We start from the raw sequence: 19,961 nt of genomic DNA on the forward strand, positions 1-19,961 counted from the left end.
TATGAAACTACAGTTTATGAGCTTTCTCATGATTTATTCTCGCGTGTATAATCTCCCCACCATGCTTCTCCCAAACGCTATAAACCTCGCTAACTCTATCCGTAGGGATGACGGCGGCGACGGCCGGACCCTTACCCGAGAGCCCAGCGGCAACAGCTCCGGCGGCTAAGGCGTCGATGGCGATTTTAGCGTCGTAGCCTAAAACTGCGGAGTAGATAAGCCCATTGAGGGTCATGGCGTGCCAGTAATCGCCTCCAAGAGCCATTTTATGCAGGGCCCTGACTTCACCGGCTATTATCCTCATCCTGCCTACATCCGACTTCGAGGTATATGCTTTCAAGGGAGGAACATGGATTAAGACCTCGTAATCCCCCTCCGGCTGAAAAACCTTCAAGATCTTCCTGCCATAGTTATCTGTTATTACGATGTTTCCGAAGTATGATGCGCAGGCATCATCGAAGGCCCCGGTCACCGTTACCCCGGCATCTATAGACGCGTCAACCCCCATGTTAACGATCGTTAAGTCGTCGACTTCCCTTCCTATAGCTGATAATGTGGCAAGCGTTAAGGCATTCGCCGCAGCGCTGCTGCTTTTTAATCCGCGCGCAATAGGGATGTTGGATTGAGTCTCAACGTACGCGCCATATTGATCTTCAAGGTTAAAGCATCTTAAAACCCGCCTCACAACGCTTTCAATCAAAATCGGCTTCTCAGAAGGGTCTGAGAGCACCCTGCCCTCTATAACTCCAGGCTCATCTGTGAGCTTAACAGTGGCCTCTGTTTTCAGATCTATGCCTAACGCGGCCCCTAAGCCGCATGATATGGCGTTTACAATTGTTACGGCGCCATACGCTACAGCTCTGCCAACCGAGACCAAACCTCTTCCTCCAAACCGCCCAGCATCATGTTAACTCATCATGGTTTTCCCTTATCTTTCTTAAGGCAGCCTCCCTCATAACCTCTATGGGCGCCTTTAGGCCAGTCCATATCTCGAAGGAGGCGGCTCCCTGATGTATGAGCATGGATAAGCCGTCTATGGTTTTGGCGCCAGCAAGTCTCGCCTCTCTGAGGAGCCTTGTCTCCAATGGCTCATAGACGATATCGAATACGGTTAAACCGCTGTGTAGGAGCCCGCGTTTAAGGGGTGTTTCCGCATCCTTCGGCTTCATCCCGATGGATGTGGCGTTTATCACTATGTCGGCATCCTTAAGCTCCGCTTCGAGGCGGCTGCAATCCAGTCTACCAAATCTAACGGCATCTGCCCCTACACCTAGAGAGCTAACTATATCCCTAGCCAGCTTTTCAGCTTTCTCGACAGTTCTATTTAGAATTACGAGTTCACGGGCATATTTGGCGAGTGCGAAGGATATTGATCTGGAGGCTCCGCCAGCCCCTAAAACCACAACCTTCTTGTTTGCAGGGTCTTCCCCAGCATACTTTAAGGCGTTTAATGCGCCGACGCCGTCAGTCGTGTAGCCTATTAGCCTACCTTTACTGTTCAAGATCGTGTTGACTGAACCGACAAGCCTAGCGGATTCATCTAAATCGTCCAGATGCCGGATTACCTCAATTTTATGGGGCATTGTAACGTTTAATCCATGTATGCCAAGGCTCTTGGCGCCGAGGATCGCGTAGCCGAGGTTTTCGGGCTTAACATTGAACGCTACGTAAACATAGTCTAAGCCTAGGTGCCTGAAGGCAGCGTTCTGGATCGCTGGGCTTAGCGAATGCTCAACAGGATGCCCTATTAGGGCGCAGACCCTAGTCTTACCAGACAAATTTATTGCCATACGCCTAACCTTCTGTAAACGTCTTTAATCTCCTCTATCGTTATCTGCCCTGGAGCCGTCTCCAGACTTTTTCCAAGCGATGCGTAAGTGAATTGGGCGCCGAAGATAGGTGAGAGAATCCTCGAAAGTAAACCTTTTTCACCCATTGCGAAGCAGACTATATTGGCTTTCCTACTTATTTCATACGTGAATATCAGGCAGCTAACGCTATCCATAATGCTATTAGCCATGGTTACCACCTTACATACGTCGGCTCCAGCTTCAATCTGAGCTTTAACGCTCTTCTCCATCTCGTGAATTTCAGGTGTGCACTTGAAGTTGTGGTAAGAGACTATCGCTTTAGCGCCATACGCCTTAACGGCGTCAACAACCCTATTTAATCCGCTAGTGGATAGCTCAACATCAACGTATCTGAAGCCGGCCCTAGCAGCGCTGATAAGAGTTTCCAGCCTCCTATCCTCGTCTAGTACGCATCTTCCACCCTGATCAACGCTTCTGTTAGTTGCTATTAAAGGGGTTCTTGAGAACTCAACTATCTCCCCTAAACAGTTCATGTAATCCAGCATGCTGCGACCGAGATAATCTAAACGCACCTCTATTATGTCCGCGCCGCTCTCCTCGGCGCGACTAATCATTGTAAAAATATCGCTGAAGTTTCCAGCTGGCACGGGGACGCAAACCTTTACTTTCAATCCCAACCGCTCTAAACCTAGGTGTTTGGTGAATGGAAGATGCTAAAAGAAAACTATCTCCTCAACCATATAAATTTAATTAAGAGTTTTAAGGGTTTTAGCGTAAAAATGCGGTTTTGAGGAAGGAGCCCTATTGTTTTAAGGCTTTGGGATAGGATCAGCCACTATCGTGTCGTGTTGGGTAGAGGAGAAGTTTATTGAAGTGTTGACTCCCTCTCCCTTTAGCCACGGTAAACAAGCATTGTATCTTGTTAAGATTTTCTAACAGTCCTCTCCCATTCTCCGTTAATTTGTAGAATCTTCGATTATTGTTTTCTATAACTGTAATGAGACCCTGCTCGGTGAGAAACTCTAGGATTTCTTTACAGTTTGTCCATGAAAGATTGCATCTATACATTATGTTTGTGGGCTTACCGACCCCTTTACTTATCGCTCTTAAAACTTCCAAATATAACTCTAATCTAGATCTTTTACTAATCATGGCGGTTCACCCGAAAAACACTTTGTAAATCTGATAATGAGGTTTGTGTAACCGTTTTGCGGCTCTCGCCGGCTACAAGATAAGGCAAAATTCCGATCTGTTTAATAGATGGGGAGAAAAAATAAAAGGATGGGAGTTTAGACTGCTGATAAGAGATCCCCTTTACAGCGGTGGAGACGAAGTATGGTGGTGAGGTGCAAGAGATGCGGTGCAAATAACGCTGAAGTCTACTTAGCTTACTCTAACCTTAGGCTATGCCCCGAATGCTTTATGCTTCTAACCGAGAGAAAGGTGAGGCATGCGGTCGAAACATATAGGATGCTCTCTAGGGACGACAATATTGGCATTGCTGTCTCTGGCGGAAAGGATAGTTCGAGCCTAGCGTATATTCTCAGTAAGTCCTTTGAGAAGACCCCTATGACCCTAATCTATATCGACCTAGGTATACCAGACTACTCTCAGCACTGCCTAGAGAAAGTTAGGGAGCTCTCCAAAATGATTGATAGAGAGCTCGTGGTTTACAGTTTAGAGAAAGAGCTCGGGTTCAAAATACCGGATTTCAAGTCCACCATTTATGGGAGAAAAATGTGCTCCGCCTGCGGCACAATAAAACGATATCTCTTCAATAAAATCACATATGATTTAGGCTTAACTAAGATTGCGACGGGACATAACCTCGACGATACAGTTGAAGCTCTATTCAACTCATATATAGAGGGTAATGTCGGAGCGCTAGTTAGATTAAGACCGTTTTTACCTAAAACCCATCCGAAAATGATGCCTAAAATAAAGCCCCTAATAGGTTTAACGGATATGGAATGTCTCCTCTACGCCAAGTATAGGGGGTTGCCGATAAGAACCCTTGGATGCCGATTCTCAGAGCGCTCTAGAACAATAAGAAGGAAGGAGGCACTGAACCTACTGGCTGAGAAGATGCCGAATTTTAAGCATACCTTCATAAGCTCACATTTCAGGAGACTGCTGCCATGCTTAGAGGCGGCATTAAAGAACCATGAAACCAAAATATATGAGTGCCCTCTCTGCGGCATGCCAACCTCCCTAGAGGGAATGCCCTGCCACTTCTGCAAGATAGTAAGCATCGTGCTAAAAAAGAAGGAGAAAATCGCTCTGGAATCCGGTTGAAGGCGTGAAAGCTACTCGCGGCTCATCTCTTTCAGCCTATTATGGAAGCAGGTTTCCTCGCCGAGATGGCACGCTGGACCTTTAGGCTTCACAATATATAGCAGCGCATCATTGTCGCAATCAACAAGTATGTCCACGATCTCCTGAACGTTTCCCGAAGTCTCCCCTTTCATCATAACTCTTCCATGGGAGCGCCTATAATAGTGGGCGTAGCCGGTTGCAATCGTTTTCTCCAGCGCCTCCCTATTCACGTATGCGAGCGTTAAAACCTTTCCAGAATCCTTGTCTTGAACCACAACCGGCAGTATGCCGCCGCCCTTCCCAAAATTCAGCTCATTTAAGCCGACTTCCCTTAACGCCTTCATAGCCTAACCGGTACACCCCTCTCATGGAGATAGCGTTTAACGACTGGTATGGGATATTTACTGTAGTGGAATACTGAGGCTGCGAGGGCGGCGTCGGCTTTCCCAAGCACGAATGCCTCCCAGAAGTGTTCCGGTTTACCGGCCCCGCCGCTGGCGATAACTGGTATGTTAACCCTTTCAGCGATGCTTCTGGTCAACTCAATGTCGTATCCGTTCTCGGTTCCATCCCTATCTATTGAAGTCAAAAGGATTTCTCCAGCCCCTAAGTCAGCTCCCTTAATGGCCCATTCGATAGCATCTATGCCGGTGGGTTTCCGCCCGCCATAAGTGTAAACCTCAAACCAGCAGGATCCTTCGCTTGTCTCCACAATAATTTTATCCGTTCTCCTCTCATACCTTCTTTTTGCATCTATCGCTAAGACGACGCATTGAGAGCCAAACTTTTCGGCAAGCTCCTTGATGAAGCTTGGCCTATCTACAGCTGCCGTGTTAACAGATATCTTATCAGCCCCATTACATAAAACTATCTGCGCGTCCTCAAGGGTTCTTATCCCGCCGCCGACGGTAAACGGTATGTTTATCTCGGAGGCGACGGCTCTAACAACATCTTTAAGTATGTTCCTCTTCTCCGCGGACGCAGTTATATCTAGGAAGACTAATTCGTCTGCGCCGTCATCACAGTAGCGTCTGGCAAGCTCAACTGGGTCACCAGCATCCCTTAACCCGACGAAATTTATTCCCTTAACAACCCTGCCATGATCGACATCTAAGCACGGTATTATCCTTTTCGCCAGAGCCAATTTAACCCCATCCACTAATCTACCTATAATGTTTCAACGCCACCTTTAAAGCTTCGCTTAAACTGAAACATCCCTCATAAAGAGCTCTGCCAACTATAACCCCATAAACCCCCAGATCTCTTAAAACCGCTATGTCATCTAGACTTCTCACTCCACCTGACGCCATCACATTAGCCCCTAAATCTAAAACTCGGGATAGGTTTTCAACGTCTGGGCCGCTCATAGCCCCATCACGCTGTATTGACGTCACCAAGAAGAATTTTACACCCATCTCTGTGAAGAATTTAGCCGCCTCCCTAAGCCCAAAACGCGTAGGTTCCCTCCAACCCCCAACCTTAACTACGCCGTTTAAGTGATCTAAAGCGACAGTGATCCTATTGTCTCCAAATTCATCGAGCAATACTTTAAGAGCATTAGGGCTCTTGAAGGCGAGCGATCCAATAACTATTCTGGCCGCGCCCAAAGCGATAAGCTGGCGCGCACGCTCAAGGCTCCTTATCCCGCCGCCAACCTGAGCCTGAATCTTTAGGGATTGAATTATGCTGCTTATGACGCCGATATTGTCCCCGGCTCCTAAAGCAGCGTCTAAATCCACGATGTGAACCCAGCTGGCTCCCTCAGACTCCCACCTTTTAGCCACGTCGACTGGCTTCCCAAAATGCTCATAATACTTCATGTCTCGGGGGTCGCCCTTAAGCAACCTAACGACTTTTCCGTTCATTAGGTCGATGGCTGGTATGACAAGCATTTCCTCCTTCACCTATAGAGGCGCTAATGCTTAACGATCCTAAGAAAATTCCTTAGTATTTGCTCTCCGGGTTTTCCAGATTTTTCAGGATGGAACTGGACCCCAAACACGTTTCTCTGAGATATGACTGAGGGGAATTTGACGCCGTACTCTGTCTCAGCGGCTATGATCCTCTTATCTTGTGGGAAAGCATAGTAACTGTGAACGAAGTAGAAGTAGTCTTTCTCGCCTATGTTCTCTAGGATTTCGATGGGCTCAACTATTTCCACGGTGTTCCAGCCGATGTGAGGTGTTTTCACCGTGCTGGGCAATTTGATAACTCTGCCCTTAAATATACCTAAACCTCTACCGGTGCCCTCACAGCTCTCCTCTAGGAGGAGCTGCATGCCTAAGCATACGCCTAGAAGCGGCACGCCCTCATCGACCAATTTTAGCAGGGTTTCCCTAAGTCTCCCAATATTTCTTGCCCCTGCGCCAAAATTTCCAACGCCCGGAAGAACTATTGCGTCAGCTTCCCTGAGATTCTCAGCGTCCGAGATTACTTCAGCTTTAAAGCCGGATTTTTCGAGAGAACACTTTATGCTAAAGAGGTTTCCAACACCGTAATCTAATATTAAGGCCCTCAGCATTATAAGACTCCCTTTGAGCTCGGAGCTCCGCTTCTCTCAGGATCTATGGATGAAGCCTGTCTAAGCGAGAGGGCTAATGCTTTAAAGGCGGCTTCAACCTTGTGATGATCGTTTGCGCCGTATTGAGTCCAGACATGTATGTTTGCTCTTAAAGAGTTCGCTAGAGTCTCTAGAAAGTGATATATGTCTTCGGTCGACATGTCTTCAATCTGCCTGCCTTCAAGATTCAAGTTGATTTTTGGATAGGGTCTATTCGACAGGTCTACTGCCGCGAAGGCGAGGGAGCAATCCATTGGAACAATAGCGTAACCAAACCTCCTTATGCCAATATTGTCGCCAAGAGCCTTTCTTATAGATTCGCCAAGACAAATAGCCACATCCTCAATGACATGGTGCTTTAAATCCCCTGAGGCTTCCACGTAAATATCGAAGAGGCTATGGGCTGCTAGAGATTTAATCATATGGTCTAGGAAGGATATCCCTGTGTTAACTATGGCTGACCCAGCCCCCCCTAGCCTAACTCTAACTTTGACCTCGGTTTCAGAGGTCTTCCTATAGTGCTCCGCCTCCCTCATATTCTCCCACCTCTAACCCGCTCAATAATATATGGAATATCATTTACGGATGGTAAAACAAGATCGCATTCAAACCTGAGGAACTCCTCCTTTATCTTCTCCCTTAAACTTGCGTATCCATATATCCCGGCAAACATGAACCTTGAATCCAATTTTCTGGCTTTTTCAACAGCCATGGCGTCCTCCATGGAATCCCCGACAAAAAGAGCGAGCCTAAAAGGTTCTAGGCTCCAAGACGACTTGAAAAGCGAGTATGGATTCGGTTTTTTAAAGCTTATCTTTAGGAAACCTCTCTTCAAATATTCTTCCTCAACCCTTTCAACATCGTCTAGAAATACCCGCGCTTCCGGATTAAAGTAATCTAGAATGTTCCGTAGAACATGTTTTGCGGACTTAAATCTGCTGCCTGAAGCTATTCCAAACTTTGATTCTCCGATAAGAGATGACAATCGCTCTAGTGTTTCGCATCTAATTGCTGGTTTACCGTTATCTATCATGCCGCGCCCAAAATTAATGTTCGATTTAACTCCATATATCTCCTCAAAAAGGCTTGACCCGCAAAATATCTCCTCAAAGACCGTTGCAATTATGCTCTCGCCAACCCTGCCAGAACCATTAATAAAGGTTTTCAGAAGATTGTAGAAGCCCTCCGCGACAATCCCTGAGGAAAGTATAACTCTATCAACTGAGGCGGCTCCGGTTTCATCAAGCAGCTTTGTGAAGTCTTTTAGGTTTTCCCTCAATCCATCTAATTCATTGCGGCTAACATTAAATGTGTTTGCACTCGCTTTCTCTTTTATCGCCGAGAAGCGTTCAGCCGCGCTCCTCACGTGTAAAAGCGGCGCCATTAGCTCAGCGAGTTTTCTCTGCTGATTCTCTGACAGATTAGATAGCAAGAACATTAGTGATCCATAAACTATATCCCAATCATTATTGAATCCTCCGCTTCTCCTAAAGAGAAATATTGTTTCATCGGAGACAAAGTTCTCCGGAATCTTGAGACCTGTAATCCCTTCAAATATGAATGCAACGGATTTTGATATGGCCTTATCGTAGGAGTCCCTTATATCTATCAGCACCCCGTCGCAATCAAATATTATTGCGTCAATAGCTCTAACGCTTCCTATCCTATCTCTTCTTAGATAAGCCTCACCTGATTCAAGTTTAAACGTGATGTACTTGTTTTCATCAAGCAACCTCATATAGCACCTCCCTAAGCTCCCCTATGAAGCGATCCATGTAATGTCTCGGGGCAACCGTAACCCTTAAGCAATTCTCGAATCCAAGCACGCGGCCAACGTTCCTCACAATAATCCCTCTGTTTAGAAGACCCCTATAAACCATCAGCGAGTTCTTGTTAACCTGAAATAGCACGAAGTTTGTCTCTGAGGGGAAAGCCCTCACACCATTTATCTCGTTTAATTTTCTAATGAGCCTATTCCTCTCAGATTTAACGGCGTTAATAGTCTCCTCTATATACTCCATTCTCTCAAGCATTTTAACAGCCGCCCTAAGCGCCGTTATAGACACGGAGTAGGGCATCTGAAACCTCTCATTAATCATCATAGAGAGCCTCCTATTCGCCACAGCGTACCCAACCCTCAAGCCAGCTAAGCCGAAAACCTTAGAGAAAGTTCTAAAGACTATAAGGTTCTCTAGGCTGTTAGCTGCATTAATTAGCGACGATGATGTAAAGTCAGCGTAAGCCTCGTCTACGGCAACCAAGCCGTCAAAGCTTTCGGCGAGCCTTAAAATATCCTTGTGATTCAGGTTATTCGCGGTGGGGTTGTTGGGCGAGCATAGGAAAATAACCCTGGTTTTCGGGGTTATTGCTGAAAGCATCGCATCGGCGTCCAGTGAGAAATCATCTTTCAGTGGCACTGTCTTGTAATCAGCGTTCTGAATCCTAACGCACCGCTCATAAATCGAGAAGGTTGGCTCAATGGAGATCGCTTCATCCCCCTCTTTGAGGAAAATCCTAGAGACCAAATCTATAAGCTGATCGCTTCCGGTTCCGATCACAATGTTTTCCGGAGATACACCAGTATTCTTGCTTATAGCTTCCCTAAGCTCCCTAAACTCGTCGCGCGGATATATTCTCGGGTCAACTTCCTCTATAACCTGCCTTAAAACGCTTCTAACAAATTCCAGCGGAATGAAAAAGTTCTCGTTTGAATTCAGCTTTAATATTTCAAATATTTTTCTCCCGGTTCTAGACGCTAAACCCTCAATGGTTTCACCAACATCATATGCGCTGAGATTATACGCTCTCGAAATAACATCCTCAATTATCCTTTTTCCACTCAACTCTTCATTCTCTCCTTTAAAGCCAACGCGTGATTTAATAGCCCTTCGCCTTCAGCTAAAACTATGGCGCTGGCAGACAGTTTTCTCATAGCTTCTTCCGAACATTCAGCAATATTTACGCATCTAATGAAGTCTAGAACCGATAGAGCCTGATACACGAGCCCATAGCCGCCCGTTGGGAGAACATGATTTGTCCCAAGAGAATAGTCGCTTAAAGATACCGGCGTCATGTCGCCTATAAGCATCATGCCGGCGGAATATATCCTCTTCGAGACCTCATGCGCATTCCTCACAATTATTTCTAAATGCTCCGGGGCAAAATCATTCACAAAATCTATAGCCTCATCCATGCTCTCAGCAAGCAATATTAAACCGTTCTTCTCAAGAGACCCCTTAACCACATCTCTATTGGGCAGTTTATCAATTAGACGCTTAAGGCTTCTAAGGGATGCTTCAGCGATCTCCGCGGATACTGTGACCAGAACCGCCACGCTGTCCAATCCATGCTCAGCTTGCGACACCATGTCCAGCGCAACATGGTATGGGTCAGCTGACTCATCAGCTAAAATCATTATCTCACTTGGACCAGCCGGGTGATCAATGGGGACATCCCGCGAAACAATGCTCTTCGCGGCTAAAACATACTTGCTGCCTGGACCGACAATCTTATCAACAGGCTTAATTGTTTCAGTGCCATATGCTAGGGCAGCTATCGCCTGTGCTCCGCCAACCCTGTAAAATTCATCGACCCCGCATATATCTGCGGCAACAAGAGTCAGCGGGTGGATTGTGCCATCCCTTCTCGGCGGTGAGCAGACGACGACTCTCGGCACCCCGGCAACCTTAGCTGGCACAACCGTCATTATAACTGTGCTCGGGTACGCTGCCCCTCCACCCGGAACATAGCATCCGACGCTTCTAATCGCCCTATACGCTCTAAATATTTTCAGGCCGCTCTCATCCTTGTACTCGAACCTGATTCCCGATAAAACTTTACGTTCAAACCTCTCAACCAGATCCTTTGCAGTTTTTATTGCAGATATTTGTTCCTCGCTCACTCTACTATAGGCTTCATTAATCTCCTCGCGGCTAACGCCTATGCTTTCAGGGGTGAGTTTAACGCCGTCAAACTTCGCTGTTAAATCTATTAGGGCGGAATCCCCTCGCCTTTTAACGTCCTCAATTATGCCCTCAACATAGCTGACTAGGCTTTGATCTAAAACCCTTTTCCTAGGCCACCTGTCTTCCAAAACCGTATTATAGGCGTCGCGTAGCCTCGCAATCTTTATTGGCATTCTTCATTCTCCCCTGCAAGAGCTTTCGTTTGAAGTTATCTCCTCTAAGGGGAGTACCTGCCTAGGCTCATAGACAACTAATCCCTGAGCCAGCTTTCTAAGTACTGGAAGTATCTCTATGAATTGCTCTTTATCTATCACGGTGTTCACCGAATACCAGTTTTCATCCGAGAGCGGGGATATGGTTGGCTTTTTGAGCGCTGGCAGCCTTTCAAGAAGCCTTGGAAGATTATCTCTATGCACGTTAACAAATATGTGCAGCTTCTTTCTCCCATCGATTACCCCGCGGATAAGAGTTAAGACATCATAAATCTTCTCGCGTTTTTCAGGATCCCTAAGCGAATTCTTATTGGCAATCAGTATGGCAGTTGACTCCATTACCGTCTCAATGGGCTTAAGATTATTCTGCTCTAATGACTCGCCCGTCTCCATAACATCAATTATGGCGTCGGCGTTTTCCGGAGGCTTCGCCTCGGTTGCGCCAAAAGATAGGTAGATCGTAACTCTATCGTTTCTGCCCTTCTTCCACCACGGCGTAACTATTAGAGGCTCCTTATCCCCATAAAGCCTTTTATATGCTACGTTACTCATCAAGTAGTCGGCTGAAATGTTCAAATACTCTGTGGATATTCTAAGCACCCTGCCTTCACCATGAAATTTTTCCAGCAGGCTTGAGAGGCTGTCTACATCGGTCCAAGATTTTGGAACGGCTAAAACGATTTTAACCCTTGCGTACTCTAAGTTGAGTAGAACCTCCACGTCGGCGCGGGTTTCATGTAGCCAATCAAGGCCGGTTATGCCTATATCATGTAGGCCATCGCTCACGAATATCGGTATCTCTTGGGGTCTAAGAATCTTCAACTCGATCTTTGGGTCATTTATGGTCGGCCTATATGTGCGCTCTCCACCCGATATAGAGTAGCCTGCCCGCTCAAGAACTCTAAACGCGCCCTCAGCCAGATGCCCCTTAGGTATAACAAAACTGATTTTACTCATAGGCTCAGCACCACTCGACCATGTTATCGCTGCATGAACCATACGTTATTAGGTGACAAGGCGGCGACGGAAATTTAAAGCCTATGCAGTTCGAGAAAATGGTGCGGAGAAGCAACCTAAAGCTTATCGTGAAGCAAAATACATAATCGTTTAAGAAACAAGCGTCGTCATTCCTCGTTATGAACGTAATCACCTAGCAAACCATGCATCACCGAAAAGAATAGGCTACTCTATCACAATATAAATCTTTTTCTTTTCGCTTAGCGTATAATCTGCCGCCGCCCTCATGATTTCCGTCTCTTCCTATATATTATGCCGAACCCCTTTACGCCCTGGAAGCTTGTTCCAAGAATGAGGCTTGTTGACGTTATCCCTATGTTTGGGACTATCGCCACCACTTCGCCGCAGTTACGCTCTACATAATCCAATAATTCTCCAAGATTTGACAGCTCATTCTCGAAGTTGTCTATTGGCAGATACAATATGCCCCATGTTTCCCCATCATATTTTATCTGCCATCGTGGTCGAGGCGCTTGTTTATATGGTTTGAGAATTCTTTCTCCGATATCTCTCTGATAGAGGCTGTTTATGGCCTCCTCTCTACTTAAACCCTCCTTTTCAAGCCTATTTATTTCTTCATTCACTAGGTTTCTGCTTCCATATATGCGCATATATAGCTCATATAACTCGGAAAGTTTATCTTCAGCCATGCTTCCTCTAGTACTACAGTTAGAGAGAACATGTTTAAAGGTTTCTATTGCCGTAATCCGTTTTCCTCAGCCTTCTACAGCTGATTTCAGGTTAATAGGCGTGAATTAAATGAGCGTTTTATCTTATTCTCTAGCATTCTTGTATCTGAATTTCTATTCTTCCGCCAGATATTTGCCCAGTTATTAGCTGACCGCTTTTAAGAGGCTGCCAATTCTCCCTGCTATTCGTTTTCTCTGAGGCCACTATTAGCTTCTCTGAATCAGCGATGTATACCATCTGCATTGCCGGCTGATCCCCGTAGCATAGCGACTTAACCCCTCCATCCAATTCTTCATCGTATTTACAGTACGCGTACAGTTTTTCGCCATCACTGAAAACCATATTTAAGCCAATGTAAGGTCTATTTCTCTCCGGATACTTTTCCCGAGTCTCCATCCAAACCCTCAAGAGATCCTTCTGAAAGTTCTTTAATGCGTCTGGCATATTTTTCCCCTTAGAGAGCTCCTTAACTATGTACCAGAAGTAAACTTCACTGTCATTTAAACCTCTTATATTTAGTCTCCAGTCGCCCAACAGCTGCGCTACTTCGTCGGGTACAGAGATCACCCCATTATGGGCGAAAACATATTTACCGTAACTAAACGGCTGAGTGTTTTCAATAGAAACGAGCTTTTCTCTCGGCAGACCCCTCGGATTACTAGCCCTCCTCACATGCGCAATAATAACATTAGATTTAATGCTCTCGACAACAGACTTAAACCGCTCATACTCCTCGAAGATGGGTTTCTCGCTCCTCACAACCCTTAAAGATCCATTTACGTAGAAGCCTACACCCCACCCATCGCCCTGAAGTCTCAGCGGGTTCGATTTACTCTGAGCGTAGAGGGAGCATGGATCATTGAGCAAGTATCCTGCGGCGTTCGAGAAACCGGTCGAAAGCAGACCGAAAAGCCGGCACATAACCAGCACCAGATTAAAAAATCAGGGAAGAAGGCTTTAAAGATTTACATTCGAAGCGGAATATCTCAGAGATTAAGAGAAAAACACTGATGGTTGGTGGGCCCGACCGGACTCGAACCGGCGACCCGCGGGTTATGAGCCCGCCGCTCTAACCTAGCTGAGCTACGGGCCCTACCACAGCATATCTCCAAAAATAATTTTAGTAAACTCATCCTATTTAAGAATATTGCTAACGATCCAACCGTTTTCCATCGCTCCATCAATTCACGCCAAAAATAGCCTTCTAAAGAAAATCCTAAGTTAAACTTTAAATACTTCAGAAAACATGAAAAATAATGGCGCCGCCAGATCTAACAAAAAATACCGAGTGAGCCGCCGTTCACGCATCCCGGCGATGCGTGGACGACAGCTCAGTTCGGTAGAGCAGCGGGCTCTAAGGGGCTTAAAACCCCAAGAGGCTGACGCTGTTAACCCGTTGGTCGACGGTTCGAGTCCGTCCGGCGGCGCCACAACCGAACCTACGATGCTTTTACTTCCTTTTCCAAAAATATTAGTAATTCCTTTCAGACGTCAGAGCGAGATCGCTATGGCTCTATTACCTGTTACTTATAATAATTTTAAGCCCGTGGTGGGATAGCCTACAGTACGCTAAAAGAGAATAAAAACTCAGAAGCATCAAAGCGCCTTATGAAATATACTAGGGTTACTAGTTTTAATAACTTTAGATCCAAAGAACTTACTAACTGGTTATATAATCCTATCAATAGAGGGAGTTTTTCTGCGCTTATTACATTAATCTATGGAAGGGAGTTCAAATCTCTCTTAGCATCAATCTAGATGAGCGATGGAGGAGTAAGACTTTCTAATAAATAGACGCCTCTTTCACAGACAGCCAAAAATTTAAGTAACTAATAATATTTTAATGGTTGATTAATTTGAGCTTTAAGTTTAGTCTATACGCGGATTGGGGTTATGAGTTTGAGAAAAACAATAAAAAGAACATGTTTTATTTACCGGTTTCCGATAAGGTTCCTTTAAAGTCTGTTAAGATCAAATCTTCTGGAAAACCGTTTGAATGGTCTCATTAAACTTGTAAAATCGCCTTATCAAATCCCCATATATTCTGTCTCTACGAGGAAGGAGATTTCTGAAACAGTTGCCGAAAAGACGCGGCCTACGAGGGCAAACATTGGGTATTATGAAACCAAGGGCATCATTTATATGACATATCTCCTAAGCGAGATGATGAAAGAAACTTTTAAGCCAATTATTCAACGCTCCTCCACAGCATTTGTTAGGCTCTATATTCTTGCTCAAAGGAGAAGAAGCATCTCATCATCCTATGAAGCATATGTTGAGAAGATAATTTACAGCAAAGCCCTCTCGCCTGAGCCTGCATACCTCATGGATTTGAGAAAAACTCTTGAGTCTTTCTTTCACTCTTCTACACTATCCTTAGCGGATCATACACGTATCTTCTTAGTACCCTTGCTTTCTCGAAAAGCGCAGTGGAGTGAACCCCTATATAGACTTCACTCAAAGCTTTACGTTCAAGCATACAGAAAAGCTCGGCGTAGTGAAGTCCATGTCATATCGCGAGCGCTCAATAGGAATCTATTTCCATCATTGTTTCCCAAGATAAGTAGGTCATTAAAGATTGAGGAAACTGAAGAGCCATCTACTTTACTGGAGCATACGCGTATATTTTTTGAGGCCACAGCATATCCTTTAATGAGCCAACTATTCTCCTCAAAAGTAGAATATCTTCGCCCAGTTATCTACTTCTTTGGAAAAATGGTGGAGTTATCTCGTATTTTTCCGTTAACAGAACCTCTGACTAAAAGCTTCGTCGGCGAGAGCTTTAAAGAGGCTGTTAGCGGTGGTCTTCCCTATCTAGTGGAACATTATCCTACTGTAGGTCATTTTGCGCATGAGATTAAGCCCGTAACTTCTCATGTGATTAAGTTGACAGAATATTTGGGGTTTATGGAAAAATCGCTGGATACTATTTCTCCTCTGACTTCAAGTGTTAAAGCGATTTTTGGCGACATGCTTCCTCTAAAATTTGACCTTGAAAGATTTGTTAAGTGGGTAAGCGAGGGCTTAACTGCGCATATTTATCCCGCAATAAGCAGGCCTTTACTTGAGACTCAGATCCCATATGGAGGAAGGGTAACGTCCTTCCAATTGCTGAGAATGCATGAAGTAGCATCTATTCTCCGGATGTTTTCATCCATGTCTCCTTTATCTTCAGAGAGGGTTAGGGTGCAGCGTCCAATAAATATAATGGTTAGGGTTGAGTCTACGGCTGATGAGGGTGATTTAAGGGAGCTGGAAAGGAAGATAGTTAGAATTCTGCGTGAAGAGGCTAGGAGGTATGGGTTAAACATATGAATGTTGAGATTGATGGGATACCGCTAATTAAGCATACTCGGGATCCGGATACTGGGGCAACTAAGGATCTGAGAAGCGTCCATAACATAGAGATTAGTGAGAGGAGGCGTATTGTGGAGCATAAAATCCCTGGATTCGAGGGAAGCATCCTACAGGATTTGGGGAGAGAGCCAGTCACTATATCTTTTGAGGGCATAATATTTGGCGAGGGGGCTAGGGAAGACTTAGAAATAATTAGGTCAAAGTTTAAGGCAGGTTCTCCGGTTCCATTTTCTTCAGACATAACTGGTATAGCTGAAGTAAACCAGGTTTTAATAGAAGACTTGCGGGTTGAGGATGCGGGCGGCACAGTTAATAGATACAGATACCATATGGTTTTGAGGGAGTATATTATTCCCCGAGAAGAGGAGGAGCGGGCTCCAAGCCAAGAGGAGGAAGCCGCTGAAGAGGTTGAGGAGGAAACTGACGAGGCTTTGGCATCAGTCAACTATGTAACTGGCAGGGTTCTAGACGCTGATGGAAACCCCAAAAGCGGCGTATCTGTGAAGATATCCTGGGAGGGGGGAGAATACGTTGTTAAAACTGATGAGGAAGGTGTATTCAGAAAAGATAACTTGGAGCCCGGTAAATACATGATCACGGTCGACGCACCAGAATATGAGGGTATAGTAAAAGAGGTTGAAATAAAATCTGAAGAAAGGGGTAGAGGCTGAGAATGTCACAGCAGAAAAAATATGACGTCGGCACTTTCCAACCAATACTATTAGCGCTTAGAAACAAGCTGACTGGAGGAAACGTGAAAGTGGAGTTCACTATTAGCGTCGGGGGTTCAAACTATAAACCCAATAAACTCGGAGACTGGAATCTAGGCGAGTATCTAAGAAGTTTACAAGGGCAGCAGGGCGGAAAAGTAGAATTACAGCTTACGCCAGATGGGTGGAATGAGGAGAATTGGGGTGGGGATAATCCATCCTCTTGGGGAGAAAAAATCTCTGAAAGCGAGATACCGAATGAAATGTACCGTCCAGCAACTATGACAATAAATATGCAGGATAATAAAATCCAGGAAGTAAATATATCCCCCCCGAATTTGGCGTTTATATATCCTGGTAGTAAATCTAGACCGAGTCAAATAGATGAGAGCGTATGGAATCAAGCGCTTAGCGATACAACAAAACCCGCAGTCTTAGTACTTTTACAGCCAATCTGGATCAAAGCGGCTAACTTCTCTGATAGACCCAATAACATTCAAAGTCCTACATTAATAGTTGTTCATCACACAGGAGGCTCACGAATTGGACCTACCATAAACACTTTTACACAGAAGGGGGGAGCAAGCGCCCACTATATTGTTGATACAGATGGATATGTTGTAAAGATGGTTATGAACAGTAAATGCGCATGGCATGCAGATGGAAAGAAGGGTTCTTATTGGGAAGGAAGAAAAAATGTTAATCATTTTTCTATAGGAATCGAGATTGTTCATGAAGATGGACCAAAAACTACAATGCGTAATAACCCATTCACGGAAGAACAGTATAAGGCTCTTATAGATTTAATTAAGAAACTGCAAAAGAAATATAGGATTTCGCAACACAGGGTTGTAGGTCACAGCGATGTGCAAATTCCGCCAAGTCATAATTGTCCAGGTCCGAATTTCGATTGGAAAAAACTAGAAAATGAAGGACTTGGGTTAATTCCGAGAGAAAACCTCATTTATCCTTTTGAAGAGGATTTCCCCATAAGAAGAAATCAAAAAAGTCAAAAGAGACTACTTAATGATGTGATAAGTGCTCTAAAAAAATAGGCTATTATATTCCTGAAGGTGCGAGTGAATATAGCTCTGAAGTTGCTCAAGCTGTTCATATGTTTAAACGGCATTTCTATGCTGGTAGTAGGAGACCACAAGATAAATCATGGTGGGGCATCGTTAATGGAGACGTTATAAATCATTATGACTATACGATGATTATGTGGGTGGCAGATTACGTAGAGCAACAGCAATAATGATGGACGTGGTTTGCATTGTTGAAGCCCTCTTACAGGGTGCAAGTTGAATCTGATGTTTTTGATTCCTCATCTATGTGCATAGTTGGTATTGAGATTATTAGAAGCGTGGGCGTCTCCGCTGGTAGCTGTGAGATATTATTTAATATAAACGATAAAACCTCTAAAATAGAGGAGGGCGATGCTATCCTAGTTCAGATTGGATATGGAGAAGAGTTAAAAGATGTTTTTAATGGTTTCGTCGATGATGTGGAGAATGAAATAACAAGGGTAAGGGTTTTAGGCTTAGATTCAGCTTCAAAACTTCTTAATACGAGAGTTAATCAGGTTTACGAGGGGCAGACGGCTGGCCAAATAGTTTCAGATCTGGCTGGAAAAGCAGGCGTAAGGGTTGAGGAGGCTGCGGACGGAATACGCTTCCCACAATACACCGTGGACGATGGAAAAAACGTTTATGAGCATATGAGGGATTTAGCCGATAAATGCGGCTTCAGCCTCTACATGAATGTGAAGAACAAAATAATGTTTAAGAAGTATGAGAGGAAGGAGCCTCATATTTTAGAGTATGGCAAAAACATAATTCACATAGAGGTCGACAAGCATGAGCCCAGATTCACTCAGGTATCAGTGCGCGGCGAAAGCCCAGCAAGCTTTAAGGGAGCAGATAAGGCTCACTGGCTTACAAAGAGACTTGTGGAAGGCTTAGCTGGAAGTGGGGGGAATAGATTACTCATAATAGACCCAACAGCAAAAGATAGAGATATGGCCGATAAAATGGCTGAAGCGAAGCTCAATGAATTAATGAAGACGCTAACTGGAACAGCAAAGATAATTGGTGACGCAAACATCGACCTATGCGACACCATTGAGATCAGGTGTCTGAGGCAAAATTATTTGAATAGTGAATACCAAGTTCGAAGTGTAGAGCATATCTTAAACAGGAAAGAAGGTTTCATAACTACAGTAGGTTTTAAAAGATGACGGGAGAAAGCGTCTGAATGATTGAAGTTATTAAGAAGATTGTTGAGGATGAAATTAAGAAATTGCACATAGCTGAGATCGGGGTTGTGACATCGATATTCCCTCACTCAAGCGAAAGCGACGGAGACAACTATGAATGTAATGTAAGACTGAAGCATAGAGATCTTGAATTACGAAGGGTTCCGGTTGCAACCCAGCATATAGGCCTAGCTCACATACCAAATGTTGGGGATCTAGTTCTAGTGACTTTTCTTAATGGAGACATAAACGCGCCAGTTGTAATAGGAAGATTATATAATGATGAGGATAGACCTCCAGTTAATAAAGAGGAGGAGATCGTTTACAAACCGCCATACTCAAAATCATCCAACTTAAGAAGAATATATTTAGAGTTTCCCGGAGGCATGATACTTTCGATAACTGATGATGAAGTATCCATTAAGGCTGGTAGAACAACCCTTAAAATAGATCGGAACGGAGACATAACTATAGAGTCTAGTGCTAAAGTAAACTTGAAGGCAAACCAAGACATATCGTTATCCGCAAACAACATAAGCATAGAGAGCCGCGGAAAACTCGAAATTAAATCGGGCGCAACAGCTAAACTTGAGGCTTCAGGGACATTGGATATAAAGGGCGCACTAGTAAATATAAACTGAGTTTTGGTGGTTTACTTTGGGTCAGCCAGCGGCAAAACAAGGCGATAAGATCGTTGCAACAGACACTCACATAGTAATGGTGTCAACACCAACAGGTCCTGTCCCGACACCGATGCCGCATCCCTTTAATGGGATAATTAATGGAAATTTAAGCCCAAATGTTAAAATTATGGGTTTACCAGCCGCTACAGTTGGGAGCACAGCTCAGAATATGCCGCCACACATCCCGCAAGGTGGATCTTTTCAGAGGTCTCCATCAAATATGGCCATAATCCAAACTGGAAGCCAAACAGTTATGATAAATGGTAAGCCAGCCGCTAGAAACGGGGATACCGCGACTACATGCAACGATCCGGTTGATCTTCCTATAGGTAAAGTGATAGCCGCTGGAACGGTTATGATTGGATAAGAGTGTTTGGTGATGTTTT

The 19,961-nt window shown here is 44.7% G+C and carries 22 protein-coding genes and 2 tRNA genes; 8 read left to right on the top strand and 16 right to left on the bottom strand.

The annotated features are described in order from the left end of the window. Positions 1-7: 7 nt before the first annotated feature. The 4 genes from QXR61_01355 to QXR61_01370 all read right to left on the bottom strand — a co-directional run bounded on the left by QXR61_01355 (position 8) and on the right by QXR61_01370 (position 2,963). Complete coding sequence (locus QXR61_01355) at positions 8-877, bottom strand: shikimate kinase (GenBank protein MEM3756600.1); 870 nt, start codon at positions 875-877, stop codon at positions 8-10. Positions 878-902: 25 nt separating this feature from the next. After that, entirely contained in the window at positions 903-1,790 is an 888-nt protein-coding gene (locus QXR61_01360) for a shikimate dehydrogenase (protein ID MEM3756601.1), read from the bottom strand. Further along, on the bottom strand, positions 1,781-2,482 hold the full coding sequence (aroD, locus tag QXR61_01365; protein ID MEM3756602.1) for a type I 3-dehydroquinate dehydratase: 702 nt from the start codon (positions 2,480-2,482) through the stop codon (positions 1,781-1,783). Before aroD ends, QXR61_01360 begins: the two co-directional genes overlap by 10 nt. A 157-nt stretch (positions 2,483-2,639) precedes the next feature. Next, positions 2,640-2,963 carry a winged helix-turn-helix domain-containing protein gene (locus tag QXR61_01370; protein ID MEM3756603.1) on the bottom strand — a complete coding sequence of 108 codons (324 nt, stop codon included), beginning with the start codon at positions 2,961-2,963 and terminating at the stop codon, positions 2,640-2,642. A 183-nt stretch (positions 2,964-3,146) separates the two neighbouring features. Between QXR61_01370 and QXR61_01375 the strand changes: the two genes are divergently transcribed. Beyond that, on the top strand, positions 3,147-4,106 hold the full coding sequence (locus tag QXR61_01375) for an ATP-binding protein (protein ID MEM3756604.1): 960 nt from the start codon (positions 3,147-3,149) through the stop codon (positions 4,104-4,106). Positions 4,107-4,117: 11 nt separating this feature from the next. Here QXR61_01375 and hisI read toward each other — a convergent pair whose 3' ends face one another. The 12 genes from hisI to QXR61_01435 all read right to left on the bottom strand — a co-directional run bounded on the left by hisI (position 4,118) and on the right by QXR61_01435 (position 13,664). After that, positions 4,118-4,471 (bottom strand): phosphoribosyl-AMP cyclohydrolase, encoded by a 354-nt coding sequence (hisI, locus tag QXR61_01380; protein MEM3756605.1) that lies wholly within the window; start codon positions 4,469-4,471, stop codon positions 4,118-4,120. Next, positions 4,468-5,265 carry an imidazole glycerol phosphate synthase subunit HisF gene (gene hisF / locus QXR61_01385; protein MEM3756606.1) on the bottom strand — a complete coding sequence of 266 codons (798 nt, stop codon included), beginning with the start codon at positions 5,263-5,265 and terminating at the stop codon, positions 4,468-4,470. Before hisF ends, hisI begins: the two co-directional genes overlap by 4 nt. A gap of 25 nt (positions 5,266-5,290) precedes the next feature. Further along, the gene (gene hisA, locus QXR61_01390) at positions 5,291-6,019 is read right to left on the bottom strand and encodes a 1-(5-phosphoribosyl)-5-[(5-phosphoribosylamino)methylideneamino]imidazole-4-carboxamide isomerase (protein MEM3756607.1); all 729 of its coding nucleotides are present in this window, start codon (positions 6,017-6,019) and stop codon (positions 5,291-5,293) included. A 23-nt stretch (positions 6,020-6,042) separates the two neighbouring features. Then, a complete protein-coding gene (gene hisH / locus QXR61_01395; protein ID MEM3756608.1) occupies positions 6,043-6,648 on the bottom strand; it encodes an imidazole glycerol phosphate synthase subunit HisH in 606 nt (201 codons plus the stop codon). Then, complete coding sequence (gene hisB, locus QXR61_01400) at positions 6,648-7,223, bottom strand: imidazoleglycerol-phosphate dehydratase HisB (GenBank protein MEM3756609.1); 576 nt, start codon at positions 7,221-7,223, stop codon at positions 6,648-6,650. Before hisB ends, hisH begins: the two co-directional genes overlap by 1 nt. Beyond that, positions 7,220-8,425: a hypothetical protein gene (locus QXR61_01405; protein ID MEM3756610.1), complete on the bottom strand. Its 1,206-nt coding sequence runs from the start codon at positions 8,423-8,425 to the stop codon at positions 7,220-7,222. The genes hisB and QXR61_01405 overlap by 4 nt, the downstream gene beginning before the upstream one ends. Beyond that, the gene (gene hisC / locus QXR61_01410) at positions 8,412-9,530 is read right to left on the bottom strand and encodes a histidinol-phosphate transaminase (protein ID MEM3756611.1); all 1,119 of its coding nucleotides are present in this window, start codon (positions 9,528-9,530) and stop codon (positions 8,412-8,414) included. The genes QXR61_01405 and hisC overlap by 14 nt, the downstream gene beginning before the upstream one ends. Further along, positions 9,527-10,825 (bottom strand): histidinol dehydrogenase, encoded by a 1,299-nt coding sequence (gene hisD / locus QXR61_01415; GenBank protein MEM3756612.1) that lies wholly within the window; start codon positions 10,823-10,825, stop codon positions 9,527-9,529. The genes hisC and hisD overlap by 4 nt, the downstream gene beginning before the upstream one ends. Positions 10,826-10,828: 3 nt before the next feature. Next, positions 10,829-11,821 carry an ATP phosphoribosyltransferase gene (gene hisG, locus QXR61_01420; GenBank protein ID MEM3756613.1) on the bottom strand — a complete coding sequence of 331 codons (993 nt, stop codon included), beginning with the start codon at positions 11,819-11,821 and terminating at the stop codon, positions 10,829-10,831. 284 nt (positions 11,822-12,105) lie between these two features. Next, entirely contained in the window at positions 12,106-12,531 is a 426-nt protein-coding gene (locus tag QXR61_01425; GenBank protein MEM3756614.1) for a hypothetical protein, read from the bottom strand. Positions 12,532-12,661: 130 nt separating this feature from the next. Next, positions 12,662-13,492 (bottom strand): class II glutamine amidotransferase, encoded by an 831-nt coding sequence (locus tag QXR61_01430; GenBank protein ID MEM3756615.1) that lies wholly within the window; start codon positions 13,490-13,492, stop codon positions 12,662-12,664. A gap of 94 nt (positions 13,493-13,586) precedes the next feature. After that, positions 13,587-13,664: transfer RNA gene (locus tag QXR61_01435), tRNA-Ile, on the bottom strand. Positions 13,665-13,863: 199 nt separating this feature from the next. On the opposite strand from QXR61_01435, the gene QXR61_01440 reads away from it, so the two are divergent. The 7 genes from QXR61_01440 to QXR61_01470 all read left to right on the top strand — a co-directional run bounded on the left by QXR61_01440 (position 13,864) and on the right by QXR61_01470 (position 19,942). Then, positions 13,864-14,001, top strand: a tRNA-Asn gene (locus QXR61_01440). 562 nt (positions 14,002-14,563) lie between these two features. Then, entirely contained in the window at positions 14,564-15,886 is a 1,323-nt protein-coding gene (locus QXR61_01445; protein MEM3756616.1) for a hypothetical protein, read from the top strand. Continuing rightward, positions 15,883-16,599 carry a carboxypeptidase regulatory-like domain-containing protein gene (locus QXR61_01450; GenBank protein ID MEM3756617.1) on the top strand — a complete coding sequence of 239 codons (717 nt, stop codon included), beginning with the start codon at positions 15,883-15,885 and terminating at the stop codon, positions 16,597-16,599. Before QXR61_01445 ends, QXR61_01450 begins: the two co-directional genes overlap by 4 nt. Positions 16,600-16,601: 2 nt before the next feature. Then, positions 16,602-17,693: an N-acetylmuramoyl-L-alanine amidase gene (locus QXR61_01455; protein ID MEM3756618.1), complete on the top strand. Its 1,092-nt coding sequence runs from the start codon at positions 16,602-16,604 to the stop codon at positions 17,691-17,693. Between the two features lie 218 nt (positions 17,694-17,911). Further along, entirely contained in the window at positions 17,912-18,874 is a 963-nt protein-coding gene (locus QXR61_01460) for a hypothetical protein (GenBank protein MEM3756619.1), read from the top strand. 17 nt (positions 18,875-18,891) lie between these two features. Then, the gene (locus tag QXR61_01465) at positions 18,892-19,533 is read left to right on the top strand and encodes a phage baseplate assembly protein V (protein MEM3756620.1); all 642 of its coding nucleotides are present in this window, start codon (positions 18,892-18,894) and stop codon (positions 19,531-19,533) included. A gap of 16 nt (positions 19,534-19,549) precedes the next feature. Beyond that, entirely contained in the window at positions 19,550-19,942 is a 393-nt protein-coding gene (locus QXR61_01470; protein ID MEM3756621.1) for a PAAR domain-containing protein, read from the top strand. Positions 19,943-19,961: the final 19 nt, after the last annotated feature.

The sequence above is a fragment of the Candidatus Bathyarchaeia archaeon genome (assembly GCA_038882715.1).
Lineage (GTDB): Archaea > Thermoproteota > Bathyarchaeia > Bathyarchaeales > DTEX01 > DTEX01.